Genomic DNA, 26,685 nt, shown 5'->3' with positions numbered 1-26,685 from the left:
GCTATGAATAGACCTATGGTACGCTACTTGGTCGCTAAGCTTTTGTTGATTGAAGCCGGTTTGCTTCTAGTTCCCCTTTTTACTGCCCTTTTCTATCAAGAAGGAGACAAGGTCACACATAGTCTGCTGTTAACCATTGGTCTTCTTCTTTTGGTTGGCGGCAGTGGCTCTTATAAAAAACCTAAAAATCAACGCATTTATGCCAAAGAAAGCCTTCTCATCGTTTCACTTTGTTGGATTTTATGGTCTTTTTTTGCCGCTCTTCCTTATGTCTTTTCTGAGCAGATTCCTAGTCTGATTGATGCCTTTTTTGAGATGGCTTCTGGCTTTACCTCAACAGGGGCTACCATCATTGACTCTACTGATAGTCTGACCAACTCTATGCTTCTTTGGCGCAGTTTCACCCAGCTCATCGGAGGCATGGGGGTTCTGGTCTTTGCGGTCGCTATTTTGGAAAATAATCAGACCAGTCATTTAGAAATTGTTCGTGCCGAGATGGCAGGACCTATTTTTGGAAAGGTCGTTGCTAAACTAAAAAATACCGCACAAATCCTTTATCTCATCTATCTCGGAATGTTTGTCCTCTTGACCCTTATCCTTTGGGCTGTAGGGATGCCGTTTTTTGATAGTTTGCTGACGGCTATGGCGACTGCTGGAACTGGGGGCTTTTCAGGACACGACAACAATATCGCCTACTACAATAGCTCGCTTATCACCAATACCGTCGCCATCGGTATGTTGGTTTTTGGGATAAACTTTAACCTCTACTATCTCCTCTTGATGGGAAAGGTACGGACTTTTTTCAAAAATGAAGAGCTCAGATTTTATCTCAGCATCGTCCTAGGAGCTTGTCTCCTCCTTTGGCTGAATGTCGGTGGGCTCTACGACACCACAAAAGCTGCCTTTGAGACTATCTTTTTTGAGGTGTCAACGGTTTTGACCTCTACGGGGTTTAGCTACGGGGATATTGGCTCTTGGCCGCTCTTTTCTCAGTTCATCCTCATGTGCCTCATGTTTTTTGGAGGAATGGCAGGCTCAACTGCAGGAGGGTTTAAGATAATTAGGGTTCTCATCCTCCTTAAAATCGCTAGAAATCAAATGCTAGCCACCCTTTACCCCAATCAGGTACTCTCGCTTCAAATCGATAAAAGTCCGATTGATCGCACCATTCAGCACCAAGTCTTAAAATATTTTGCCATTTACTTTATCATCTGCGTCAGCTGTATGCTGATTGTTAGCCTTGACAATCAAGAATTTTTAGTGACGGTCAGCGCCGTCATGTCCACTGCTAACAACGTCGGACCGCTTCTTGGGACAACGGAAAATTTCAACCTCTTTAGCCCCTTTTCAAAACTGGTCATGGCCCTTGTGATGATTGCAGGACGCTTGGAATTTTACCCCATGCTACTGCTCTTTCTTCCTAAAACCTGGTCCAAGGTCTAACACAAAAAAGAAGATTGGGAAAGCATCCCAATCTTCTTTTTGTATCTCATTGAACCAATTTGGTTCTTTTTAAAGTTTCTTGCGATGTCCTTGACTAAGCACACCACCAAGTCCTAGTAGCAAACTCCCCGTGAGGAGGTAGAAAATCGGCTGACTATCTTCTCCTGTATTTGGTAGAGTTTTTACGTCTTTGCTGAGAACTTCTTTTTCTAGCTGGCTTTCTCCCTTAGCAGATAAGGACAAGTCCTGTCTTTGCGCTTGAGATTTGCCACGAAGCACAGTTGTGCCTTTTGTATGAGTGGTTACTTGAGGTGCTTGAGGACGAGGGAGTAGCGTCCAATCAAAACTTGGTTTCCTGTTCACCAAAGGCTCGATGAGAACGCCAACATAGTGACCGTCACCTGTTTTGGTGACCTTAACTCCTGGAAGACTCGGCTGAACCTCTGGTTCTTTTGGAGGGTCAACGGGTGTCGTAGGAGATGGGTCTTTGGTTTCAGAAGGCTTCTTGTCTTCTGATGGAGCGACACTGGCTTTGCCGTGCAGCTGATCTTTGGCGTCCTCTAGGGCAACAAGAGCAGCATCAATCGCAGCTTGCGTCGCATTTTTATCAGCTAAAAGAGTAGCCGCTTCTAAAAGAGCTTTTAGATAAGCTGATTTCTTAGCTTCAGAAGCATAGAGATAGCGGTTATCCGTCTGGTTAAAGGCCTTTTCCTTGAGCAGGGTCGCTTCTAAAAGACTGGTATCGGTTTCTTTCCCGTTGAGAGCTTCTTTAGCCGATAGCAGACTTGCTAAAGCAGCATCTACTTCATTTTGTTTGACATGCCCTTGGCTCACTGTTTTTGCTAAGTCTAGGCTTTCTTGATAAGACGCTTGTTGGGCTTGATCAGCATTGTAGTAGCGGGCTTGTTGCAAGGTCGCTAAACTATCGTTGATCGCTTCTCTCAGCGCTACTTTGTCAATGATATGGTAGGTCTTTTGATTCACCACATGATAGAGAACAGGAACCGTCACATCCTCCTCATAAATCTCATAATCTCTTGGCAAATTGAGGTGGAGTTGGTACTCTCCGATCGGAATCGTTCGACCAAAACTATCCTTACCATACTTCTCCGCAGGTAAAATGAGACCGAGACCAGCCTGAGTGATGAGCTGCACCTGAGTATCTTTTGGCAAATTGCCTTTGAAACGAAGGCTAACTGGAGATTGGTGAATGCTCTCTACCTTGAAATGAAGGGTTTCAAGACTATGGTTTTCACTCAGATGGATGGACACTGGCTCTTTATCGATGAGTTGATAGTTGCCTTGGTCATAAGAGAAAATCTTAACCTGATAATCCCCAAATGGCAAGATTGCCCCATCATTGGTTCTGTGCGTTTCGATGAGTTTGCCGTCTAGGCTATAAACAGCGTAGGCAAAACCGTCATCAGTTGTCTCACCCGTTTCTTTTTCTTCGATGGCCACTTTTAGGCGGGCAGCCGCATTTCCAACTGCTACCAAATCCTTAACCAACATAGCATCAAAGTTACCCGCATAATCCTCAACACGGTAGTAGAGTTTATCCAGTTCTACATCTGCTGGGAGGATAAAGGAGCCGTCTTTTTCTTGTGGGATATAAATCTTGTGTGCTTGATGGTCTGCTTCCTCACTGTCAGGAGCAGCCTCTTCACCTAGATAAAAGACTTGCTCTCTAAGGAGACCACTTTCTGTTTCCACAGCTGGACGGGCCTTAAAGCGTCTTGTCGTTGCATCATAGACCGCTGTTGTGATTTGAGGGGCTTCGTTATCTAGTGTGACCTTAAAGAGCAAATATTGTTCTTCAGCTCCAGGCACATCTGGATAATAGGTCACCACATACTGATAAGTGCCGTCTTTCAAAAGATTGCCCTTATCGTCTCTACCATCCCACTTGGTCTCATCAAAGAGTTCTGACCTTGGATTGTCCTCATTATTATCGAAATAGTTCTTCTCAAAACGAACGGGATGGCTCTGCCATAAAGGCGTCGTCAGGTTCTTATCATCTGCCTCATAGACGCTGGCTTTGAGATAAATACCATTTCTAAGAGCGACCCCTCGTAGGGTGATATCATCGCGATTCTCATCACCATTTGGTGAAAAGGCTAAAACAACCTCACCTTGCGAGTTTTGATAAAGCGCATAGTGACCATCTTCATTTTCATAACTGCCTAAGACAATCTGGTGCTCATCTCCAGTCTCTTGTGTCTGGTAATCATAGTCCACGGTCTGTGTGATGAGAGCCGTTACAGGATCGCTGCCTGAGATGACTTGATCATCCTTTAAATTGTAATAAAAGGCAGCCTCATTGCGTTTATTAAGCTCATAAATTGGGAGTTCTAAGACCTCTAGGTTTTCAAATTCTCCCTTAAAGCCCACATAAGGAATACTTGCAACCTCATCTTTGGTCTTTGGATCAAGGAAACGCACAAATCCTTCAAGGTAGTATCCATTTGGCATGAGTTGGCTCAATTCCTCAGTGAAAGAAGACGCATCCACAGAAATGGTAACGGTTTTGGTTTCCCCTGCCTTAACAGTGACATCTTCGCCGTCCACCTGTGTGAGTTCGCGTGGTTTTAGCTCAAAACGACCGTTTTTTACCTGATCGGTATCCACATGCGTCACATAGTGCACTGTTTGATCCTGATCGCTGATGTTATGAAGGATTACCTTAAAGCTAAAGCGATCAGCGACATTACCAAGGGTAATGCTGCCATAATCATCCTCACCTGTGAGATAAAGGGGAGCGTGAACAGCGGCAGCTGGGTCAACGAGCCCAGCCCCTTGTTGACGTGGTGAGCTATAAGCATTGACAGTCGTGTCAAGATGAGGTTTGGCGCTGCTCATGATTAAGTGCTTGACCAAATCTGCCTGCTCTTTTGGAGTATAGTGCGGATATTTTTCCTTGACATACTGCTTGACCAAGGCGGCAACACCAGCCACATGAGGCGAAGCCATGCTGGTACCACTATCTTGACCGTAAGTATTGTTATTAAAAGAAGAATAGATGCTGCCACCTGGCGCTGCGACATCTGGTTTTAATTGCCCATCTGCTGTTAGTCCCCAGCTCGAAAAGTCTGAAAAGCTGTCTCTTTGTGGATTTGGCTGAAGATCAGCTTGACCGGTAAAGATGATTTGATGCTGACCAGCAACCAAGGCTTCTCCAAATTCTAAAGGAATAAAGACAGCTGGAATTTGATTGGCCTCGTCTTTTAAGGACATGCTCAAATTGGCTTCATTAGGGTGATTATTAAAGACAATCGCTCCAATAGCCCCGTGATGAAGGGCATTGGTCACCTTGTCTGTAAAGGTGATTTCACCGCGTTTGATCAGAGCAACCTTGCCTGTTAGGTCTTTACCTGCAAAGTCCTCTTCTTTTCCAAGACCAACATACACATAGTCGTAAGCCTTATTTTTTTCAAACTGGCTTTTACTGCTCGGTGAAGGGCTAAAGCTACTCTTACCATGGTTGAGATTAGCATCATTCTCTAACCCAAGGATGGTCAAATATTCACTCGCAATCGTTGTGTTGTTAAAAGAAGCAACCGAAATCCCATCACGAGAAGCAGACGGATCCCCAACAACACCGTAGTCGGGGTAAGCCGCAAAAGGATGGTTGAGGCTGCCACCAAAGGCGCCTTCATTTCCTGCCGCCATCACCACAGCTACCCCATTTTGTCTCGCTTTTTCAATGGCTTCCAGCAGATAAGCGTTAGAATTGATGAGGTTTCCGTTTGGACTACCTAGACTAAGATTAATGCTATCAGCTCCTAGACGCACGGCATCTTCAATCGCTTTGACATAAAGACCTGCATCTGTTCCACGGTTGCGATCCACGAAAACGCGCATAAACATGACTTGTGCTTCTGGAGCAACACCGTAAACATAGTCGCCTGTTGGAGCCGTTTGACTAGGATTCGCCGTAGCAATACCAGTCACGTGCATCCCATGTGAATCGTCTTTTTCTTCCTTGACTTCATCATTGAGATCCACATAATTATAAGCAAAAATCAGCTTGTCATTATACCACTTACCATAGTCAATGCCAGCAGCCTTTTTCACCGCATCAAAATCAGCCTGCGTCTGATATTTGGCGCTAGAGGCATCACTCAAGTGAAAGACATCATGTTCTGGGTCAACCCCACTGTCAATGACTGCCACAACGGTTCCTTGACCTTTGTAGCCACTTCGCCAAGTTTCTGGATTATGAATAATGGCATTGCTACTGGTATCAAGCGGCTTGTCACTAAGGCTTTCTGCGATTGGGTCAGGCTGGGACTGGCTCAGCTCTTCGGGGCTTTCTAGCTGGCTGTTTGTGTCTAAGCTTGATTGAGCCTGTAAAACGGTCGTTTCTTGCGACTGAGATAAGGTCTCATCCGCCTTAACGGTGCTTTGAGCCCCTATCAAAAAGACACCCAATAAGACAGATGCTAAACCAAACTTGTATTTGCGAAATGAAAAGCTTTCTTTTTTCATTTGTCGTCCTCCGTTCTCCTAAATCCTAACCCAAAAGCTAGGTTGCCTTTATTAAAGCAAAAAATTTCCGAAAACTCAAGACAAAACTTAAAATTTTCTTAATTTTTATTATAGAAATAAAAAATTCCTGTAATTTCTAATGAAAAGCAAACAAACTCACATTAGACAGTGTCACAGGAATAGTTTCATCTTACCACAAAACAATCGAAAAAAAGCAACCGTATCCTAAACAGTCACTTTTTTGTCCTGAATTGACAGGAAAGGAAAGAAAAGAAACCTACAACTGATCTCGCCACTCTAATAAAGTCGCAATATCGGTTTGATTAATCTCACCTCCTGCTGCTGCTTCTTCGATTAAGGTGGTGTAATTGGTCAGAGTATAAAGAGGGACCTTTTGTTCAGAAAAAGCAACACGCGCCCTATCCAGCTCATAGCTAAAGATAGCAACCACGCCTAAAACGATAGCCCCACTTTCCCTCAAAGCATCTGCCACCTTTAACGAGGAGAGGCCTGTTGAGATGAGGTCTTCGATGATGACGACCTTTTGTCCTGCCAGTAAACGCCCTTCAATCTGATTGGTCTTGCCGTGTTTTTTCTTGCTATCGCGCACATAAATCATCGGAAGGTCTAACGCCTCACTCACCCAAGCCGCATGTGGGATGCCAGCCGTCGCTGTTCCTGCGATGACCTCAACATCTGGAAAATCCTTGCGAATCAGCTCGCTCATCCCCCTTGCGATGTCCCTACGAATCTTTGGATAAGACATGGTCAAACGGTTATCACAATAGATGGGGGATTTAAGGCCTGAAGTCCATGTAAAGTAATCATCTGGGCGCAAGCTCACTGCTTTAATATCGAGTAGGCTTCTAGCAATGCTTCTTTCTCGTGTCATCTCGTGTCTCCTTGATTTAAAAATGCTTCTTTGATCCGCTGATAGGCGGCCTTTTTATCCTGTGCTTGTGTGATGGGACGCCCCACCACGATATAATGACTGCCCTTTCTAGCAGCTTCTTGAGGCGTAGCCACCCGCTTTTGATCACCGATGTTGTCCTCTTCTAGGCGAATACCTGGAGTGACCTTCAAAAAATCTTCCCCGCACGCCTGACTGATGCCTTCTACCTCTAGGACCGAAGACACAACCCCATCTAGCCCTGCTCTTTTAGCCAACTCGGCATAATGAAGGACACTTTCTTCTAGGGACACTGGGATTAGCTGTTCTTGGTGCATCTTTTCCTCAGAAGTTGAGGTCAGCTGGGTAATGGCAATCACTTTCGTTTTCTCGCCACCACCTGCTAGCATGCCGTTTTTAGCGGCTTTAAGCATCTCATAGCCACCTGCTGCATGAACGGTAAAGAGGTCGATGTCAAACTGAGCCAAGCCCTTACTCGCAGCATAAACCGTGTTTGGAATATCATGAAGTTTGAGGTCTAAAAAAATTCGATGCCCCCGTCTTTTGAGCTCCTCCAAAACGGCTGGCCCATTTTGAAGATAGAGTTCCATCCCCACCTTGACAAAGAGTTTTTCATCTCGAAACACATCCAAAAAAGTCAAGGTCTCTGAAAAATTGGGGAAATCAAGGGCAATAATCACTGCTTTATCCATTCTTCTTCTCCTTTACCGATAAGCCCGACCCTTAAGATCCAAAAGGTGATTCACACCCAACTCGTCCAGCGCTCCTTCTAAGCGATCAATGATTTTAGGACAAACATAAGGATCGGTAAAATTTGCTGTTCCAACTGCAACAGCACTCGCCCCAGCTGAAATAAAATCAAGCACATCCCACTCATCCATGACGCCTCCCATCCCAATAATGGGAATAGAAACCGCTTGAGATACCTGATAAATCATCCGAATGGCAACCGGTTTAATCGCAGGACCAGAAAGACCGCCTGTGCCATTGGCTAAAATGGGCTTACCCGTCTTTTTATCTAGCCGCATGCCGACCAAAGTATTGATCATGGTCAAACCATCAGCGCCACCTTCTTCCACGGCTTTAGCCATACTGACAATATCCGTGACATTGGGGGACAATTTGACATAAACAGGCACGCTTGAAACTGCCTTAACACGCTGGGTCAGTGCTTTAGCAGTGGCTGGGTCTGTCCCAAATTGAATACCGCCACACTTGACATTGGGACAAGAAATATTGAGTTCTAGGGCATGCACATTGGGCGCTTGGCTGATTTTTTCTGCCACATAAGCGTAGTCCTCCTCGGTACTACCTGCGACATTAGCGATGATGGGAACATCATAGGCTTCTAGTGCCTTGAGCTTGGTTTCCATGATGGCATCCACGCCTGGATTTTGCAGTCCAATCGCATTGAGCATACCGCTTGAGGTCTCTGCCACCCTTGGGGTGGGATTGCCAAATCTTGCTTCCTTAGTCGCTGCCTTGATGATAATGGCACCAAGTTTTGACAAATCGTAGAAATTCGCATACTCTAAACCAAAGGCAAAACAGCCCGACGCTGGCATAATCGGATTTTTCAAATCCAAACCGGGCAACTGCACCCTTAATCTCGCCATTTTCTCCTCCTATAAACTCAAATCCTTGGCAGCATAGACTGGCCCATCATAACAAATCCGTGAAACCTCGCCGTCTTTTTTCTCACAAACACAGGCATAGCAAGCTCCCACACCACAGGCCATGCGCTCTTCTAAGGAAATATAACCGATTTTTTCCTCATCCAATTGCGCCAAAGCCTTCAGCATAGCAAGGGGCCCACAGCTATAATACTTATCATAGTGCAAGTGATTTTTCTGAATGACATCAGTCACAAACCCCTTTTCCCCATAACTGCCATCCGCTGTCGCTACATAGGTATCGCCAAGTTTTGCAAACTTGTCCTCGTAAAAGACATCTTTTTTTTGGTTAAAACCAAGCACATGAATGGTCCTGATCCCTTCTTGGTTAAACTGCTTCGCCAACTCATATAAGGGCGGCACCCCAATGCCTCCCCCGACGATAAGAGCAGTCTCTCCCTTTTGCAAGGTGCTGGTATCATAACCAGTTCCCAAAGGCCCCAGCACATCCACGCTATCTCCTACCCCAAGCTGGGACAAATACTGAGTTCCCTCGCCTCCTGCACGGTAGATGATGACAAAACGCTTGTCTTTAGGGTTAATCTCACAGATTGAAATCGGCCTTCTGAGCAGATAAGCATCGCTACTGCCAATCCTAAGATTGACAAATTGCCCAGGCACCGTCATCTCATCCACGATAGCCCCCTCTAGGGTCATCTTAAAAATCTGATCAGCCAAGTTCTCTTGTGCCACGACCTTGGTCATATAGGTATCCATCTCACGTCTCCCTCTATTTTGCCCCCAAAATAGTGCGATCTTGGTAGGCAATCCGTCCCTCGCTCAAGGTTAAAACAGGAATACCGTACACCTCTTGACCAGCATAAGGCGTATTTTTCCCCTTGGATAAAAAGGTTTCTGGATCAATGATGCGTTTTTCTTTCAAATCAATCACAACCAAGTCTGCCAAGCCACCTTCTTCTAATTTGCCATAAGGAAGATCAAAGATTTCCGCCACACGACTAGACATGCGCTCGATGAGAAATTCAAGCGAGAAAACACCACTTTTGACAAAGGTGGTATAAAGTTGGCTAAAGGCTGTTTCACTCCCTACAATACCAAAAGCCGCCTTGGTCATGCTGCACTCTTTTTCAGCCATTCGGTGTGGGGCATGGTCTGTTGCAATAATATCAATGGTTCCATCCAAAAGGGCAGCCAACAAAGCCTCACGGTCAGTCTGGCTTCTAAGAGGAGGATTCATCTTCCAAAGTCCTGTGTCCTCTGGAATCATGGTGTCATCGCTCAAAAGATGATGCGGACAGACCTCACAGGTCACACGAATACCGGCTTTTTTCGCCTCACGCACTAATCGGACAGACTCCTTGGTGGAAACGTGACAGACATGATAATGACAACCCGCACTCTCTGCTAGCAAGATGTCTCTAGCAATCTGCACCGATTCACAGACAGACGGAATCCCAGGTAAGCCTAACTCACGGCTTCTCTTTCCCTCGTGCATACAGCCACCACGAATCAAGGAATTATCCTCACAGTGAGCCACAATCGCCTTATTGAGTTTTCTTGCCTGCTTCATGGCTTCATACATCTGATTGGCGTCTTGAACCCCTCTACCGTCATCGCTAAAAGCAAAGACATAAGGAGCGAGGGCTTCAAAATCTGCTTCTTCCTGCCCCGCTTCTCCCTTAGTAATAGCACCGTAAGGAATGGCACGAATCACCGAATCACGCGCAATCAAATCCAGCTGAGGCTTGAGATGAGCGTAAGTGTCAGGAACAGGATCAAGATTTGGCATGGGCATGACCGTTGTAAAACCGCCACGCGCCGCAGCTCTAGACCCATGATAAATGGTTTCTTTCTCCTCAAAACCAGGCTCTCTCCAGTGAACATGAACATCGATAAAACCAGGTGATACAAATTTTCCCGCCAAATCGAGCACTTCTGCCCCATCCGCTTCTAGATCTGATCCGATTGACACGATCTTTTGACCTTCAATGAGAAGATCCCTAGACACCAAGCGTCCGTCTTCCAAGATTTTGCCATTTTTTAAGAGCAACATGCTTCTTCCTCCCTATAAGTGATTGTCTTTGATGACTTTTTCTAACATGGCTTGACGCATAAACATGCCGTTTTTCATCTGCTCAAAGATGACAGATTTTGGTGCTTCCACCAAGCCTGATGCGATTTCCATATCGCGATTGACCGGAGCTGGGTGCATGACAATCGCCCCTTCTTTCAACTTAGCGTAACGCTCCTTGGTTAGACCAAAATTGTTATGATAGACCTCTTTAGACAGCCCCATTTTGTGGTCGTGACGCTCGTGCTGCACCCTAAGTAACATGCAGACATCCACTTGATCAATCACCTCATCAAAGTCAACCACTTCTCCCAAGGTCTTATCCTCAAAAATATCTGGACAAACAAACCTAACCTTAGCACCCAAGCGTTTTAGCATGTGGTAGTTACTTCTTGCCACCCGTGAGTTTTTAATATCGCCTGCAATGATGATATCAAGCCCTTCAAAACGTCCGAACTGCTCATACATGGTCATCAAGTCTAACAAACATTGGCTAGGGTGCTCACCGCTCCCATCACCACCACTAAGGATGGGAATGTTGAGATTTTCCAACTCCTTGTAATAAGCATCTTGGCTATGGCGAATGACCAAGATCTGACAACCCAACATTTCTAAGGTTTTACAAGTATCATATAAGGTTTCACCCTTATTGACCGAAGAAGTGGCGACTTCAAAATTGATGACATTCAACTGAAGCTGATGCTCTGCCACTTCAAAACTATGCTTGGTACGTGTAGAATTTTCAAAAAAGAGGTTGGACACATATAAATCTGGACGTGGTGGCACTTTTGCGCCATGTTTTAGCTCCAAGGCACGCTCAATCAAGGCATACACTTCTTCGTTGGTTAAATCAGACATCTTGACAATATTTTTCATCTCTAAGCCTCTCTTTTTCCTATCAAAAAGACCTCATAGCAAAGCTACAAGGTCGGTTAAAACACTCTTGTGATTAAGAAACAGCCCCTTTTGACCGATACCCAAAAATATCAGCCTTTCAAAGCCTCTTTCCTAATGCAAATCCCTTGTTAGCCTCTCTGGACTAGTTTAAAAAGATTATTGATTTTATTGTTGGTTAAAGGTCGCAAGCTAACCATCTCTGATAGAAGCCCACTTGTCCCTTGCTTGCAATCTTCTCACAAACAAACCTCTTTTTTGCATGGCTTACTCCAAAAAAATAACCTACTCATTTGAGTAGGGCAGCACATTCATCATTTTGGTCGCTTATCCACCAAAAGAGATACCTTTGCTGACCTCTCTGAATCACGTTAAAGATATCTTAGTTAAATTATCAATAGTCTATCTTTTTTTAGAATGATTGTCAACTCATAAGCTCAAAAAAATTTAAAAACAGGGTACTTTTTTATTTTAATGCCAAAAGGACAAGTATTTTTCTCTCAAAGCATGCCACAATAGCTGGTGGAGGTGATAGTCTTTCTTCCACTTGGTGACAAAGGTGGGCAGATAATCATCTGGATCCGTTTGGTCTTCTTCTTGATTTTTGCCAAATCGCTCCAGTAAACCAGCTACTTCAGGATCCAAGTTTGAAGTCGGTTTTTGCCCTTGAGATTGAGGCACATCGAAAAAATCTAGGGCAGCTGCTTTCTTTTGAGAACTCATCCAAACCATACCTAAAACAAGGCTAGATAAAAGGACTAACTGAAAGCTAAGAAAAGGTTTCTTCATCAAGAATCATCTCCTTTTCTAAAGAAAGTCAAAATGATGGGAAAAGGAAGAATAACCAGCTGGAACACCACAAACCATGCCTTTTTGCTCGGATCCGTCACAGCTAAAAAAATCAAAAGACCAGACGACAATAGCCATAAAGTGGCTAGCTGCCGTTTTGATAAAAAATGTCCTTTCATATTTTTGACCTCAATTTATCTCAGAAACATCAATTCTCCATCCTCGTATAGAGAAGCAAACCAAAAAAGATAAGCGAAAGGCTAACAAAGTAAACACCCCACATCAAATCGTGGCTTTCTAACAGAGAATGATAAAGCGCTAAAACAACCATCAACGTTAAAACCAAACCATAGAGATATTTTTTCATGCCCCCTCCTTTTACCATTGTCCTACTAAGTTATTACAAACATATTATAGCATAATGGAAGCGATTTAAACAAGAGATAAATCTCTTTTTTCTACAAAAAAGAGTTTAGTAAATTCCTAAACTCTCATCACCTGATTTAATTGATTGGCTCAGCCAAGGCTTTTTCTGCGAGATTGAGCGCATGGTCTGTTGCTCTGGTATAGTGGGAGATGATGTCAATGAAATTGACCCCAGCTTGAGCGGTACAAGTGCCGCTATTCAGACGCTTGATATGGGCTTTTCTAATCTGACGTTCGAGACGTTCGATCTCTTTATGACGCGCCACTAACTCTTGAGCGAGGGCATCATCTTGATCGTCAAAGGCCTTCAAGCTGTCTAAAATCATCCGGTGGGTCAAATCATACATCTGCTCCAACTCTTCTTTAGCAGCAGGTGAAAACTCTGCTTTTTTAGAAATGGCATTGTTAGTCAAAGTGACAATGGCTTCGGCGTGATCTCCAATCCGCTCTAAATCCCTAGACGAATCAAGCAAACTAGCCAGGAGCGTTTGTTCACTCTCATTCATATTCTCATGAGACAACTCAATGAGATAACGGGTCAACTCATCATCAATGCTGTTGACAGCTGTTTCGTACTTGTGTACTTTTTCCTCGTATTTTTCCTCATGGTTGCTCAAGTAAGTATAGGCAGCTTCCATAGCTTGTGTCGCATAAGCGCCGAGATGAACCAATTCTAACTTGGCATTTCCAAGAGCCAATGATGGGGATTGATGGAGCAAGATCTTATCCAAAAACATGGGCTCATACTTAGCCACTTCATCCTCACCAGGAACGATCTTGGTCACTAAGTATGCCAAAGCCCCAATGAATGGAAACTGGATAATGGTGTTGGTGATATTAAAGGCACCGTGTGAAAAGGCGATAGTCATCTCAGGACTAAGATGCAGGCTACTTTGGAAAAAGGTAATCAAACTGGTAAATGGGCCTAAGAAAATCAAGCACAGCACCGTACCAATCACGTTAAACATCACATGGGCTGCCGCAACCCGCTTGGCTGAAATATTAGCACCAAGCGCTGCAAAAACAGCGGTCAAAGTGGTTCCGATATTGTCCCCAAAAAGGACAGGAAGCGAGCCGTGCAAGTCAAGCAGTCCTCCCGCATAGAGGCTCTGCAAGATACCAATCGTCGCTGCAGATGACTGGATAAGGACGGTTAAGCCTGCTCCAATCAAGACACCTTGGATAGGTTTGCCCCCAAGGGTCGCCATATAAGCACGGAAGCTCTCAATCTCACGAAGGGGCTCCATGGCGTTGCTCATCAGACGTAGGGCAAAAAAGATACCCCCAACCCCAAATAAAATCCGACCGATATTGTTAATCTTAGGATTTTTAGTGAAAAACAAACAGACTGCCCCAAGAAACATCACAGGCAGCGCATAAGCCCCAAGGTTAAACCCGATCAAAAAGGAGGTCACAGTTGTTCCGATATTGGCCCCCATGACAATCCCGATAGCTTGTCTAAGGGTCAAAAGACCTGCTGATACTAGACCAACGGTGATGACCGTCACTCCCGTACTCGACTGGATGAGCGCTGTCATGACAATCCCCACCAAGACCCCTAAAAAGGGATTACTGGTGTATTTGTCAATGTAATAACGTAGCTTATCACCTGCGATGAGTTGTAAGCCGTCACCCATGTACTTGATGCTGAATAAAAACAGCCCCAAGCCACCCAAAAAATTAAATAGAATGGTTTGCCAGTCCACTGACATATCCTTATCCTCTTATATTCTTAAATTATCTGCTAAGAAGCCGACATCTCTATTTTAAAAGATTGCCGCCTAATAAACAAGAGGTTTTTCAGTTTTTTTTACAATTTTGGCTCCAAAGCGCAGATTTTTCAATAAATACTTGAAAAATCGTACAGTTCTTGCTAGAATAGGAATGATTGGTTTGCTAGAGAACTAATAGAAAAATAAAACTGTATGACAAACAAAGGAACACTTATGAAATCTTCAAAAAATGAATTGGCTTATTTTATCCTCACCTTGCTTTTTGTCGGCTTATTTGCAGGAATTTATATCCTGTTTGGACGTCAGCACCATATCACTCCAACCCAGACCACAACACCTGTTGTGACCAGACAAGCTTCTGATCAAGATGTCAACCAAAATATCGAAAAGGCTGTCCATCAGGCAGAAGCAAATCCTAGCAACGACAGCATCTTCGCTGCACAAGAAGCCCTCAAACAGCTCGAAAACGGCGAGGAAAAACAAGCCTTTCAAGCGCGTTTAGATGCCGTTTCGACCGAACTCACCAATGAAACCACCGCAACAACAGCGGTTGAAACCGCAGAAGCCAGCTTAAATAGCAACGATGCCACAACGGCTCAAAATGCCATCAACCAACTCAAAAATGAAGGCAAGAAAAACGACCTTCAAAATCGTCTTAATACCGTGCTAAATACGATTAATGGTGGCGCAGCCAGTCAAGCAGCAACTCCTGCACCTGCCAACTAAACAAAGGAAGAAACCTCATGAAACGAAAAGAACTCATCTATCTCACCAGCACCCTTTTACTGCTTGTCATCCTAGGTGTGACTTACCTAGCCTTTGGTCGAGGAAGAGCCGCTTCTGACATTACGACCACTCAAACAAGCAGTAGCCAAACGGATGTCAGTAGTCTTGAAAAAGAATTAAGCCAGTTAGAACAAAATCCAACACGCCAAGACTTGGATAAATTACAAAAAAAGATTGATCAAATCAAGGATCAAAGCACCAAAACAAGGCTTCAAAATCGACTCAATAAGGTCAAGGCTCTACTTAGTCTCATTGACAGCACCGAAAAAGCCCTCCAAACTGCCGAAAAAAATCCAAATGACAAAACCATTAAAAACGCCCAAGATGCTATCAATCGCATTAACCTAGCTGATAAAAAAGCAGCCTTCCAAAAACGACTCGACAAACTCAAGTCAAACGCAAACAGCACTTCTAGCGACAGCAGCACGCCTGCTAGCGGTTCGTCAGAAACCAAGGAGCAACCTAGTCAACAAGAAGAAAGCACACCTGCTGCTAACGTGACACCACAACCTGCTACCCCTGCCCCTACTCCTGCTCAGCCAGCGCAACCAGAAGCCCCCGCTCAACCAGCAGAAACACCCGCTGAATCTGCTTCTGAAAGCACTAGTTCAGAAAATAGCCCAGCAACCAGCGCGGATAGCTCTAGTGAGACATCTGCTCCATAATCAAAAAATACTCTGAAAAGAACAAAGTCTTTCAGAGTATTTTTATTGTCTTAAATCTCTAACAACCACCCAGCTAAGGAAGCTATTAGATTTCATAACCAAGTAAAATGCCACCTTCTTCGGCATAAAAACTACACAAACCAGAAGTCTTAATCACATCGACCTGTGCTTGTTCAAATTTTTCTCGGATGAGTTTTCCCAATTGTTCACAGATTTTTTCATTGTGACAGTGGGCAATGAGGACGCGACCGCCTTGATAGCCAGCCTTGAGCATTTCTTCAAACCCTGTTTGAACCGCTTTTTTCTGACCCCTCACCTTTTGGAGAAGGTCTAACTTGCCTTCAGAGCTCGCCTCACCCACCAAACGGATATTTAAAAGACCTGCAACTGTTCCAGCTAGTTTACTCAAACGCCCATTTTTCACTAAATTATCCACACGCGCCAAGATAAAGAGAAGTTTGGTGCGTTTTTGATAGGCCGTGATTTTCTCTACAATTTCTTCAAAAGAAAGGCCTGATGCAATCAAGCGATTGAGCTCAAGAACTAAAAGATCCATCTCACCACCAGCAGAAAGGGAATCAATCAAGTGAACCTTAACATTAGGATGTTCCTCTAAATACTGCTCAACAGCCAATCTCGCACTATTGTGACTACCTGAAAGCGCTCCTGTAATGGTTACAACAAACAAGTAATCCGCTCCTTGATAAGCAGACAAATAAGCGTCTGGGCTTGGGCAACTCGAATGCGCCGCAGCCTTGGTCTCGTAAAGACGTGGCATCATCTCATCAATGGCCAAGCCATCATCATCGATAAAGACTTGATTTCCGATCTGTAAGGTCAGTGGCACACGCTCGTAAGTGGTATCTGGCGCTAAGTCAGCCACCGAGACGAGATCACAGCCTGAATCTGCTACAATTTTCCATGTCATGTTTGGGGTTACTCCTTTATTTTTCCTTAATAAGATAAGACCAAATGGCCTTGGCAACACCAGCTTCATTATTGCTGGTGACGACTTGATCGCAAATCGCTTTAACCTGAGGCGAAGCATTGCCCATGGCAACACTAAAACCAGCATAAGCCAACATCTCCAGATCATTGTTAGCATCACCAATCGCCATGACTTGAGACGACTCAAGCCCTAGGTCTTCTACCAATTCTGCTAGACCACTTGCCTTGGTGATCCCTTTTGGCATGGCCTCATAGAGATAAGGCTGACTCCTGACACCTGAAATAAACTGGTTAAGAAGGGTTTCTTCCTTAGCCTGAAAAACATCCACAGCCTCTTTTTGACCGATAAACATACCCTTAAAGGCCAAGTCATCTCTTAGCTCCCACTGGTTCCAATCGATTGGCAAAATCTCTGTAAAGACCAAGTCAGCATCCATCTTGGCTATCTCAGAAACCTGATCATTGAACATCAGATAATCCTCACTCACCGTCAGCGTCAAATCCAGATCCAAATAAGGAGCTTTGACTTCCAATAAGCGTCGCACTTCCTCCTTGGTCAAGCTATGCGCCCTCAACAACTGCCAATCCTTAAGACGGTAAAGGGAGCAGCCATTATTTAAAATCGCATATCCCTCACTGCCTTCTAACCCTAATTCTTTGATGTAGGGTAAAACGCCGGACTTGGGCCGTCCTGTACAAATGACCACCTCATAACCCAGTTCTTTAGCTGCCTTAATGGCTTCTTTATTGGCTTCTGGGATGGTTTTTTGATCATTCAAAAGGGTTCCATCCATATCAATCGCCACTAACTTGATCATATCTTTCTCCTTTAGTTCGTACTTTATTATAACAAAAAAGAGCGGGAATGGAAGCAATTAACTGTAAAATCCTTTGATATTCAAATATTTTTTTGAAAAGAAAAAGAGATGACCAAAGTATCGCTACTTTTGTCATCTCTTCTGTCTTAATTTTTCGCGTCTAAGTTTCTTAACATCTCATCGATCTTATTGCCATAAGCGATGGACTCGTCTTTGACAAAGACCAGATCTGGAACTTTATAGAGGGTGAGGGTTTTAGCGATTTCTCGTTTGATCAAGCCCTTAGCTTTTTCAAGACCCTCCCTAGCTTTTTCATTGTCCGAAGCAAGGTCGCTCAAGATGGTGTAGTAAACCTTAGCGAGGGACAAGTCCCCTGTCATCTGCACATCTGTCACGGTCACGCCAGACACACGAGGGTCTCTGACTTTAAGTTGCAAGATGCTGTTGACTTCCCGTTTGATTTCCATGCCGACTCGGTCAGCGCGAAATGAAGTTGCCATAGTTTTCTCCTTTTATTCTTACCAAAAGAGCCCAGTGCAATAGACTGGTAGCTCTTTTTAGATTATTTTTTGATTTCTTCCATGATGTAGGCTTCGATGGTGTCATCCACTTTAAGATCATTAAAGTTCTCAATCATGAGACCACCTTCACGTCCGTTGGTGACTTCCTTGACATCATCTTTGTAGTGTTTAAGGCTCACAAGAGCGCCGTCATAGATGACCACACCATCACGGATAACCCGTACCTTAGAATCTCTGGTGACCTTACCACTCAGCACCATAAAGCCTCCGATGGTGCCGACCTTAGATACCTTGAAGGTCTCACGGATGATAGCTTCCCCGATGACTTTTTCTTCAAATTCAGGGTCTAGCATACCCTTCATGGCGTCTTCGACTTCTTCGATGACCTTGTAGATGATGCTATGAAGACGAATCTCGACATCATCGGCTTCTGCCTGTTGGCGAGCTTGTGGGGTAGGTCGAACGTTAAAGCCGATGACCACCGCATTACTTGCTTGGGCAAGGGTGATATCAGACTCGTTGATGGCTCCGACCGCTGAGTGAACGACATTGACCCGAACACCTTCGACATCAATCTTGAGAAGAGAAGCAGAAAGCGCCTCAACCGATCCTTGCACGTCTGCCTTGATAATGACGTTAACTGACTTGGTTTCTCCTGCTTTAAGGGTATCAAAGAGGTTTTCAAGGCTGACACGATGGGTCACTTGACGCTGTTTGAGAAGGGCACGTTTGGCACGTTCCTCCCCTGCTGCACGCGCTGCTTTTTCATCGGCATAAACAGCGAAATGATCCCCTGCCATCGGTGCTTCATTTAGACCGGTGATGGAAACTGGCGTTGATGGTTCAGCGTGTTTCACCCGACGTCCCAAATCATTGGTCATGGCACGCACCCGACCAAAGGTATTCCCTACAACAATAGGATCTTGGATGTTAAGGGTTCCTTGTTGCACCAAAAGGGTCGCAATCGCTCCTTTTCCTTTATCGAGTTTGGCCTCGATAACCGTACCAATCGCACGCACCGTTGGGTCTGCCTTGAGTTCTTCCATTTCTGCCACAAGAAGCACGGTTTCTAGCAATTCTTCGATATTTTGACCAAACTTGGCTGAGATTTCCACAAACTCAGAATCACCGCCCCAAGCGGTTGAGATAACCCCGTGTTCTGCCAACTCACCGATAACTCGCTCTGGGTTAGCACCTGGCTTATCAATCTTGTTGATCGCCACAATAATCGGCACACCAGCTGCTTTAGAGTGGTTGATGGCCTCGATGGTTTGAGGCATAACCCCATCATCTGCTGCCACGATCAAGATGGTAATATCCGTCACAGAAGCCCCGCGTGCCCGCATACTCGTAAAGGCCGCATGCCCTGGGGTATCAAGGAAGGTGATTTTCTTACCATTTTCCTCAATCTGATAAGCACCGATATGCTGAGTAATTCCCCCAGCCTCACCAGTTGCTACCCGTGAATTTCTAAGCGTATCAAGAAGGGTAGTTTTCCCGTGGTCAACGTGTCCCATGATGGTCACAACTGGCGCACGCTCAACCATATTTTCAGGGTTGAGGTAGTCTTCATCCACAAAGAAGCGTTCGATGTCTGCTTCATCCACCTCGACCTTGGCTTTTGCTTCAATCCCGTAATCCACCATCAAAAGCTCGATGGTTTCACCGTCAAGCGACTGGTTTTGGGTCGCCATAACGCCCATCATAAAGAGCTTTTTGACGATTTCAGCTGGCTCACGCTTGATGCGTTTTGCGATTTCAGCCACAGTCATGCCTTCAGTGTATTCAAACTCCTTAGGCAATTCGTGGAACTTGCGTTCTGTCACTGGTTTTGGAGCACTGGTTTTGGCTCCTTTTCCTTTTTTCCCTTTTTTCGGGTTCCAATTACTATTTCTTTGATTTCTCACTTGATTTTGACTGTTCCAATTTTTCTTGTTTTTTGTTGGTTTTGGTCCGTCTTCGTTCTCCCGATTAAAATCACGGGTCTTTTCTGGACGAGCCTTTTTCCGGCGTGTATCCGTAGCCTGTACTGGCGCAGCTGGGCTAGCTTTAGGTGTTGCTTCTTGCTTGCTGATAGCCGTTTTTACTGGAGTAGCAGATGCTGCTTGAGCTTTTCTTTCTTCTCGTTTAGCTTGTTGCTGCTCTTTCTCACGTTGCTTAGCTGCTTCTTGTTCTCTAAAGCGGGCTTCACTTTCACGCGAATAAGCCGCATTTTGCTCTGCCTTAATGGCAGCTGCTCTAGCTTTAAAATCTAGCCTTGGCTTTTGTGCGACTTGAGGCTCTTCAGCACGTCTTGATCGAGATTGAGCTGGATTAGCTGGACGTTTCTCCCGCTGTTGCTGCGCTGTGCCTTTAGCTTGTTTTTGTTCTACTTGTTTTGGCTTAGCTTGCTCGCCTTTTGGACGGTGATTTCTAGCAGCTTCTCGACGTTCTCTTTCAGCTTTTTCTCTCGCCTCACGCTCTGCCTTAAAGTTTCGGCTTTTTGGCTTGTGAGGAAGTGCTTCACTTTTTGTGGCTGCTTGCGGCTTAGCTGCCACTGGTTTTGCGATTGGCGTTTCTTTAGGATTTGCTTCTTGAGCTTTGGGTTTTTCTACCTCACCTTTAGTGGCTTTGTGATCTGTAAAGCTGTCAACAATCCGCTTAGCATCGACTTCTTCTACCGTGGAGGCATGACTCTTGACCGCTAACCCTAGAGACTTGGCGGTATCGACCACTTCTTTACTGGTCTTTCCTAGCTCTTTTGCAATCTCATATAATCGTTTCTTCGACAAATCTTGTCCTCCTATTCGTTAATCCATAAGAGTCCTCATTTTCTTTGAAAATCCAGAATCGGTAACAGCAAGCACTTTCCTGCTCCTACCGATGGCTGTACTTAATTCCAGTGCGTCAAACACTGTAAAGACTTCTCTATTGTAATACTGACATTTATCCTTAATCGTTTTGGTCAGGTTTGGGCCTGCATCTTTTGCGAGAAAAACAATCTTGGCTTCTTGTTTTTGAATGGCCTTAATCACTAATTCCTCACCTGAGATGACCTTGCCTGCCCTTTGGGCTAAACCCATCAAACTTAATAATCGTTCCTTATTATTCAAGACCTAACGCTCTTCTTTTTAACTTGTGATCCACATAAGCAATCAATTCATCATAGAAGGCTTCTGGGACTAAAATCCCAAAACTTCTATTGAAGACCTGCTTTTTCTTAGCCAGTTGGGCTTCATCGTTATCGAGTTTAATGTAAGCGCCACGACCATTTTTCTTACCGGTCGGGTCGATGAAAACGTCACCTTCCTTGGTCTTGACAATGCGTAGCAGGTCACGTTTATCTAAAACTTCACCTGACACCACTGATTTTCTTAGGGGAACTTTTCTCGTTTTCGCCATGCGCTTTCCTCGCCTTAATCTGCTATTTCAAGGACTGGCTCGTCTGCTAAGACTTCTACCGTCTCAAACTCTTCAACTGGAGCTTCTTGTGCTGCTAAGAGGCTTTCTTCCATAGCTTCATATTCTGAAGCAGACTTGATGTCAATCCGAAAACCAGTCAAATGGGCTGCCAAACGCACATTTTGCCCACGACGGCCAATCGCAAGCGACAGCTTGTTATCTGGAACGACCACAATGGCGTGCTTGCTATTGTTTTCATCAAAGATAACTTGATCGACTTCTGCTGGAGCAATGGCATTGTAGATAAATTCTGCCTCGTCTTCCACCCATTGGATGACATCGATATTTTCCTCAACCGGCACATACAGACCTGTCTTTGGATCCAAGCGTCTTGGATGGAACTTGCTGATGACTTTCTTAATATTAGCACCACCACGACCAACAATGGTTCCGATGGCTTCCACGTTAGGATTGTGGCTGCGTACTGCCACCTTGGTACGATCGCCTGCTTCTCTGGCCACACTCATGATTTCCACAGTGCCATCAAAGACTTCTGGGATTTCTTGCTCCATCAAGCGTTTGATAAATTCTGGATGACTTCTGCTGACAAAGACATTGACCCCACGTGGGTTGTTTTCTACCTTATAGACATAGACTTCAATCCGGTCATGAGACTTAAAGACCTCACCTGGGATTTGATCTTGCTTAGACAACTGCGCTTCAATCGTTCCAAGATTAACGTAGATAAAGCGATCATCAAAACGCTCAACTGTTCCGGTCATGATTTCACGTTCGTGTTCCTTATATTCATTGAAAGTCACTTCACGCATCTGACGGCGCATCCGCTCCATGATGGTCTGCTTGGCAGACTGGGCCGCCACACGACCAAATTCGCTCACCGATTCTTCAAAACGGATGCGATCGCCTAATTCATAGACGGAATTGATGGCAAGGGCATCCTTGAGGCTGATCTCAAGACGACTATCAAAGACCTCTTCAACCACTTCACGCACGGTATAGACCTGAAAATCACCCGTTTTTTCATCAAATTCAATCTCGGCACTTTCAGCTTGGCCATAGCGTCTGCGATAAGCGGATTTGAGTGATTCTTTAACCGCTTCGATGATGTCTTCCTTATTGATATGTTTTTCTTCTTCCAAGATACGGAAGGCTTCTAGCATTTCTCTGCTCATAATGATGGGTCTTTTCGACCTTTCCTTTCTTAAAGTTTTACAGCTAGGCGCGCTTTAGCGACCAAATCATAGGGGATGTCCACAGTTTTCTTCCTTGTCTTGTCCATGTAAGCCAGCGTCAAGATGTCGTCTTCAAAAGACAGCAAATCGCCCTCGAAAATCTTAACCTTGTCAATCGCTTTATAAAGACTAATATTGACATAAGATCCAACCGCCTGCTCAAGGCTTTCCTTAGTCTTTAAGGGACGCTCAAGACCTGGACTTGACACCTCTAGCATGTACTGGTCTGGGAATGGATCGGGCTTGATCGCATCCAACAAGGGGCTAATCTCCTCTGATAAACGTGCGGTCTCTTCGACAGTAATTCCGCCTTCCCGGTCCACTAAAATGCTCAAGACATAATCGCTCCCCATCTTGGCATACTCAACATCAACCAATTCAAAAGGGGCTTGAATAACTGGTTCCACCACTTGGGTGACCTTCTCGACAATTGTTGTGATAATAATCCCTCCCTTACTCCATATTTAGTCATAGACGTACAAGAGGGAACGATACCATCGCTCCCTCCTTTCTCTATGCTTTTAATCGTTACTAGTATAACATAAAATTTCTAGTCTAGCAAGTTTTAGCCTCTAAAGAAAAAAGAAAGGCACACGAATGTCCTTTCTCTTTGATTCCTTGGTTTAAAACGAATTAGTCTTCGTTTACAAATGGCATAAGCGCCATCACACGAGCGCGTTTGATAGCACGTGTTACTTTACGTTGGTTCTTAGCAGAAGTTCCTGTTACACGACGAGGTAAGATTTTACCACGTTCTGATACGAAACGGCTAAGCAATTCTACATCTTTGTAGTCCACGTATTCAATCTTGTTAGCTGCAATATAATCAACTTTTTTACGGCGTTTGAATCCGCCACGACGTTGTTGAGCCATGTCTTTTTCTCCTTATATTTTTATTGCACCATTAAAATGGTAAATCGTCATCTGAGATGTCCATTGGGCTTGACTGGCTAAATGGACCCTCATCTCGACCAAAGTTAGGCGTTTGTGGTTGTGAAGTAAAGCCAGAAGCAGGTGCGCTACCATAACTTGGCTCACTTGGTGCAAATGCCCCATTTCCTTCACGTGTAGTACGACTTTCCAGCATTTGGAAATTGTCCGCAACAACTTCTGTCACATAAACCCGCTGCCCTTGAGCATTGTCATACTGACGCGTTTGAATGCGTCCTGTAATCCCAATCAAGCTCCCTTTTTTTGCCCATGAGCTGAGATTTTCAGCCGCTTGACGCCAAATAACAACATTGATGAAGTCAGCTTCTCTTTCTCCAGCCTGATTTTTAAAATTACGGTTGACCGCTAGGGTAAAAGTGGCAACAGCCTGATTGCTCGGGGTGTAACGAAGTTCTGCATCGCGGGTCATACGACCAACAAGTACTACATTATTTATCATAAACTACCTTCTTTAAGCGTCAAGTTTTACAATCATGTGACGAAGAATGTCAGCGTTGATTTTTGACAAACGATCAAACTCGTTAAGCGCTTGGTCATCGTTTGCTTCAACGTTAACGATGTGGTAAAGTCCTTCTCTGAAATCTTTGATTTCATAAGCAAGACGACGTTTTTCCCAATCTTTTGATTCAACAACAGTTGCTCCGTTGTCTGTCAAGATAGCGTCAAAACGTGCTACCAAAGCATTTTTTGCTTCTTCCTCAATGTTTGGACGAATGATATAAAGAATTTCGTATTTAGACATTGTTTTTCCTCCTTTTGGTCTAGTGACTCACGGCTTCTACCGCGAGTAAGTGAGGTGGTCTCACAATTTACTATTCTATCATGCTTTTTAAAAAATGACAAGTAAAAATTCACCTTAATTTGTGCTATAATAATTAGCATGACCAACAAAAGTACAAAAAAGAAGCTCAACCTAGCAGATTACGGCATTGAGATGTGGGACGAGGACAAGATTCGCTCTTTTCGTAAGACCCTATTAGCTTGGTATGACAAGCAAAAACGTGACCTCCCTTGGCGTAGGAGCAAAAATCCCTATCACATCTGGGTGTCTGAGATTATGTTACAGCAAACCCAAGTTATCACTGTCATCCCCTACTATGAACGCTTTCTCGAGTGGTTTCCCACTATTGAAGATTTGGCTAAAGCAGATGAAGAAAAACTCCTCAAGGCTTGGGAGGGCTTAGGCTACTACTCGCGCGTCCGAAACATGCAGGCGGCTGCCCAGCAGGTGATGACCGAGTTTGGTGGGCATTTCCCCCGTACTTATACGGAGATTTTATCTCTAAAAGGTATCGGTCCCTACACGGCTGGTGCGATTGCTAGTATCGCCTTTGATTTGCCCGAGCCAGCGGTGGATGGCAATGTCATGCGGGTCATGGCTCGCTTGTTTGAGGTGGATTATGACATTGGTCTGCCGCAACATCGTAAAATCTTTCAAGCCATCATGGAAGAACTCATTGACCCAGAGCGCCCCGGTGATTTTAACCAAGCCTTGATGGACTTGGGCACCGATATTGAAGGACCCAAGAATCCGCGTCCTGAGGAAAGTCCTGTGAGGTTTTTTAGTGCCGCTTACCTCAATGGCACCATGGATAAATACCCTATCAAAGCGCCAAAGAAAAAGCCAAAGCCCCTCTTTTTTCAAGCCTTTGTCATCGAAAATGAAAAAGGAGAGTATCTGCTGGAAAAAAATGAAGAAAGTGGACTTCTCTCTGGTTTTTGGAGTTTTCCTTTGATCGAAACTCAAGTCCAAGCCGAACAACTCTCTTTATTGGAAGAACCCTCACAAACAGAACTGCCCCTATCCTCAGCCAAGGAGCTGTTTCAAGCTCGTTATGACCTCTTACCCGACTGGGAGGAGGATAGGACCTTTGCCAAGGTCCAGCATACCTTCAGCCATCAAAAATGGCAGGTAGAGTTAATCAAGGGAAACATAGAAAAAAAAGAGCTAACCGAAACACCCTCCTTAAAATGGGTCTCTCCCAAAGACTTTTCCAGCTATCCTTTTGCCACACCACAGAAAAAAATGTGGCACACTGTCAAAGAATCCAAGCAGTCTGAATAGGGCTGTTTTTTCGTACACTTTGTCTTGCAACTTTTAAGCATTGTGTTATAATAGTTAGAAAATACCAAAGATTGCGGAGTTTTCCAAATGAAAAACCCTTATTTTTATCTCGATATGAAAACGCATGAGCTCACCGTCCCCTATACTGGCGAGCCTAGACGCGTGCGTGTACTCTTGCCCAAGCATTACCAAGAAGACCTAGACCTCTCCTATCCTGTCGTTTACCTACATGATGGACAAAATGTCTTTTACAGCAAGGAGTCCTTTAGCGGTCATTCTTGGAAGATGATTCCAGCCATCAAGCGTCATCCTGATCTAGCCAAGATGATTATCGTGGCTATTGACAATGATGGTAATAAACGTATGGATGAATACGCTGCTTGGAAATACGGCCAAACCATCCCTGGTGTCCAGTTTGGCGGACTAGGCAGCGTCTATGCCGAATTTGTCATGGAAGTGGTCAAACCTTTTATTGACCAACATTATCGCACCAAGCCAGATAAAAAACACACCGCCATGATCGGGAGTTCTCTAGGAGCAAATATCAGCCAGTTTATGGGCATTGCTTATCAAGATCAGATTGGTGGGCTGGGTATTTTTTCTTCTGCCAACTGGCTCCATCAAGAGAGTTTTGATCGTTTTTTAAATCGAGAATTAAAAGAAAAGGATCAGCGGATTTTTATCTATGTCGGCACCAATGAAGCCGATGAAAGTGACCAAGCCCTAACTGCTCAAAACATCAAGCAGGCTTATATTGATAGTTCCCTGTCCTACTATCAGACGCTCCTTCAAAAAGGAGTGCCAATCGAACAAATCCAGATCACCATTACAGCCGATGCTCTCCATAATGAGCAGGCTTGGTCTCATCATTTGGTCGATTGTTTACGTTTTTTAAGTGAATATTGGTAA

General features: G+C 44.5%; 26 protein-coding genes and 2 pseudogenes. 5 read left to right on the top strand and 23 right to left on the bottom strand.

From position 1 onward, the window contains the following. The first annotated feature begins 3 nt into the window (after window positions 1–3). Window positions 4–1,443, top strand: coding sequence for a TrkH family potassium uptake protein (locus ACZ49W_RS01655; protein WP_464813611.1), 1,440 nt, complete (start codon window positions 4–6; stop codon window positions 1,441–1,443). 69 nt (window positions 1,444–1,512) lie between these two features. On the opposite strand, the gene ACZ49W_RS01650 is transcribed toward ACZ49W_RS01655, so the two are convergent. The 11 genes from ACZ49W_RS01650 to ACZ49W_RS01600 all read right to left on the bottom strand — a co-directional run bounded on the left by ACZ49W_RS01650 (window position 1,513) and on the right by ACZ49W_RS01600 (window position 14,367). Continuing rightward, window positions 1,513–5,931 carry a S8 family serine peptidase gene (locus ACZ49W_RS01650; RefSeq protein WP_464813610.1) on the bottom strand — a complete coding sequence of 1,473 codons (4,419 nt, stop codon included), beginning with the start codon at window positions 5,929–5,931 and terminating at the stop codon, window positions 1,513–1,515. Between the two features lie 277 nt (window positions 5,932–6,208). Then, window positions 6,209–6,823 carry an orotate phosphoribosyltransferase gene (gene pyrE / locus ACZ49W_RS01645; RefSeq protein ID WP_464813609.1) on the bottom strand — a complete coding sequence of 205 codons (615 nt, stop codon included), beginning with the start codon at window positions 6,821–6,823 and terminating at the stop codon, window positions 6,209–6,211. Then, on the bottom strand, window positions 6,820–7,533 hold the full coding sequence (gene pyrF, locus ACZ49W_RS01640; protein ID WP_464813608.1) for an orotidine-5'-phosphate decarboxylase: 714 nt from the start codon (window positions 7,531–7,533) through the stop codon (window positions 6,820–6,822). The genes pyrE and pyrF overlap by 4 nt, the downstream gene beginning before the upstream one ends. A gap of 12 nt (window positions 7,534–7,545) precedes the next feature. Then, on the bottom strand, window positions 7,546–8,457 hold the full coding sequence (locus ACZ49W_RS01635; RefSeq protein ID WP_464813607.1) for a dihydroorotate dehydrogenase: 912 nt from the start codon (window positions 8,455–8,457) through the stop codon (window positions 7,546–7,548). A gap of 9 nt (window positions 8,458–8,466) precedes the next feature. Next, the gene (locus ACZ49W_RS01630) at window positions 8,467–9,231 is read right to left on the bottom strand and encodes a dihydroorotate dehydrogenase electron transfer subunit (protein ID WP_464813606.1); all 765 of its coding nucleotides are present in this window, start codon (window positions 9,229–9,231) and stop codon (window positions 8,467–8,469) included. Window positions 9,232–9,244: 13 nt separating this feature from the next. After that, window positions 9,245–10,528 carry a dihydroorotase gene (locus ACZ49W_RS01625; protein WP_464813605.1) on the bottom strand — a complete coding sequence of 428 codons (1,284 nt, stop codon included), beginning with the start codon at window positions 10,526–10,528 and terminating at the stop codon, window positions 9,245–9,247. Between the two features lie 12 nt (window positions 10,529–10,540). After that, a complete protein-coding gene (locus tag ACZ49W_RS01620) occupies window positions 10,541–11,422 on the bottom strand; it encodes an aspartate carbamoyltransferase catalytic subunit (RefSeq protein ID WP_464813604.1) in 882 nt (293 codons plus the stop codon). 489 nt (window positions 11,423–11,911) lie between these two features. Continuing rightward, window positions 11,912–12,229, bottom strand: coding sequence for a hypothetical protein (locus tag ACZ49W_RS01615; protein WP_464813603.1), 318 nt, complete (start codon window positions 12,227–12,229; stop codon window positions 11,912–11,914). After that, entirely contained in the window at window positions 12,229–12,408 is a 180-nt protein-coding gene (locus tag ACZ49W_RS01610) for a hypothetical protein (RefSeq protein WP_464813602.1), read from the bottom strand. Before ACZ49W_RS01610 ends, ACZ49W_RS01615 begins: the two co-directional genes overlap by 1 nt. 29 nt (window positions 12,409–12,437) lie before the next feature. Then, window positions 12,438–12,596 (bottom strand): hypothetical protein, encoded by a 159-nt coding sequence (locus tag ACZ49W_RS01605; protein ID WP_464813601.1) that lies wholly within the window; start codon window positions 12,594–12,596, stop codon window positions 12,438–12,440. Window positions 12,597–12,732: 136 nt separating this feature from the next. Beyond that, window positions 12,733–14,367 (bottom strand): Na/Pi cotransporter family protein, encoded by a 1,635-nt coding sequence (locus tag ACZ49W_RS01600; RefSeq protein ID WP_464813600.1) that lies wholly within the window; start codon window positions 14,365–14,367, stop codon window positions 12,733–12,735. 234 nt (window positions 14,368–14,601) lie between these two features. Between ACZ49W_RS01600 and ACZ49W_RS01595 the strand changes: the two genes are divergently transcribed. Together ACZ49W_RS01595 and ACZ49W_RS01590 are read left to right on the top strand one after the other, a co-directional pair. Beyond that, window positions 14,602–15,114 (top strand): GA-like domain-containing protein, encoded by a 513-nt coding sequence (locus ACZ49W_RS01595; protein WP_464813599.1) that lies wholly within the window; start codon window positions 14,602–14,604, stop codon window positions 15,112–15,114. A gap of 17 nt (window positions 15,115–15,131) precedes the next feature. Next, entirely contained in the window at window positions 15,132–15,839 is a 708-nt protein-coding gene (locus tag ACZ49W_RS01590) for a hypothetical protein (protein WP_464813598.1), read from the top strand. Window positions 15,840–15,924: 85 nt separating this feature from the next. Here ACZ49W_RS01590 and ACZ49W_RS01585 read toward each other — a convergent pair whose 3' ends face one another. The 12 genes and pseudogenes from ACZ49W_RS01585 to rpsF form a co-directional block, all read right to left on the bottom strand. Next, complete coding sequence (locus ACZ49W_RS01585) at window positions 15,925–16,767, bottom strand: DegV family protein (RefSeq protein WP_464813597.1); 843 nt, start codon at window positions 16,765–16,767, stop codon at window positions 15,925–15,927. Between the two features lie 16 nt (window positions 16,768–16,783). Continuing rightward, complete coding sequence (locus ACZ49W_RS01580; RefSeq protein WP_464813596.1) at window positions 16,784–17,605, bottom strand: Cof-type HAD-IIB family hydrolase; 822 nt, start codon at window positions 17,603–17,605, stop codon at window positions 16,784–16,786. A 146-nt stretch (window positions 17,606–17,751) separates the two neighbouring features. After that, a complete protein-coding gene (gene rbfA, locus ACZ49W_RS01575) occupies window positions 17,752–18,105 on the bottom strand; it encodes a 30S ribosome-binding factor RbfA (protein WP_464813595.1) in 354 nt (117 codons plus the stop codon). 62 nt (window positions 18,106–18,167) lie between these two features. Beyond that, window positions 18,168–20,627: pseudogene (gene infB / locus ACZ49W_RS01570) on the bottom strand (translation initiation factor IF-2); the annotation flags it as partial. Between the two features lie 122 nt (window positions 20,628–20,749). Then, window positions 20,750–20,897 (bottom strand): annotated as a pseudogene (locus ACZ49W_RS01565) (translation initiation factor IF-2 N-terminal domain-containing protein); the annotation flags it as partial. Between the two features lie 18 nt (window positions 20,898–20,915). After that, window positions 20,916–21,218: a YlxQ-related RNA-binding protein gene (locus tag ACZ49W_RS01560; protein WP_464813594.1), complete on the bottom strand. Its 303-nt coding sequence runs from the start codon at window positions 21,216–21,218 to the stop codon at window positions 20,916–20,918. Next, window positions 21,211–21,507: an RNase P modulator RnpM gene (gene rnpM, locus ACZ49W_RS01555; protein ID WP_464813593.1), complete on the bottom strand. Its 297-nt coding sequence runs from the start codon at window positions 21,505–21,507 to the stop codon at window positions 21,211–21,213. Before rnpM ends, ACZ49W_RS01560 begins: the two co-directional genes overlap by 8 nt. Window positions 21,508–21,521: 14 nt before the next feature. Next, the gene (gene nusA, locus ACZ49W_RS01550) at window positions 21,522–22,700 is read right to left on the bottom strand and encodes a transcription termination factor NusA (protein ID WP_464813592.1); all 1,179 of its coding nucleotides are present in this window, start codon (window positions 22,698–22,700) and stop codon (window positions 21,522–21,524) included. A 29-nt stretch (window positions 22,701–22,729) separates the two neighbouring features. Further along, window positions 22,730–23,224, bottom strand: coding sequence for a ribosome maturation factor RimP (gene rimP, locus ACZ49W_RS01545; RefSeq protein ID WP_464814939.1), 495 nt, complete (start codon window positions 23,222–23,224; stop codon window positions 22,730–22,732). A gap of 169 nt (window positions 23,225–23,393) precedes the next feature. Further along, on the bottom strand, window positions 23,394–23,633 hold the full coding sequence (rpsR, locus tag ACZ49W_RS01540) for a 30S ribosomal protein S18 (RefSeq protein ID WP_464813591.1): 240 nt from the start codon (window positions 23,631–23,633) through the stop codon (window positions 23,394–23,396). Between the two features lie 31 nt (window positions 23,634–23,664). Next, complete coding sequence (locus ACZ49W_RS01535) at window positions 23,665–24,150, bottom strand: single-stranded DNA-binding protein (protein ID WP_464813590.1); 486 nt, start codon at window positions 24,148–24,150, stop codon at window positions 23,665–23,667. Window positions 24,151–24,162: 12 nt separating this feature from the next. Then, window positions 24,163–24,453: a 30S ribosomal protein S6 gene (gene rpsF, locus ACZ49W_RS01530; RefSeq protein ID WP_464813589.1), complete on the bottom strand. Its 291-nt coding sequence runs from the start codon at window positions 24,451–24,453 to the stop codon at window positions 24,163–24,165. A gap of 138 nt (window positions 24,454–24,591) precedes the next feature. Here rpsF and mutY point away from each other — a divergent pair, with 138 nt between their 5' ends. Next, the gene (gene mutY / locus ACZ49W_RS01525) at window positions 24,592–25,776 is read left to right on the top strand and encodes an A/G-specific adenine glycosylase (protein WP_464813588.1); all 1,185 of its coding nucleotides are present in this window, start codon (window positions 24,592–24,594) and stop codon (window positions 25,774–25,776) included. A gap of 87 nt (window positions 25,777–25,863) precedes the next feature. Further along, complete coding sequence (locus tag ACZ49W_RS01520) at window positions 25,864–26,685, top strand: alpha/beta hydrolase (RefSeq protein ID WP_464813587.1); 822 nt, start codon at window positions 25,864–25,866, stop codon at window positions 26,683–26,685.

Source organism: Streptococcus sp. STR1/CE/0325 (assembly GCF_055386095.1).
This window is presented reverse-complemented; position numbering and strand designations above follow the sequence as displayed.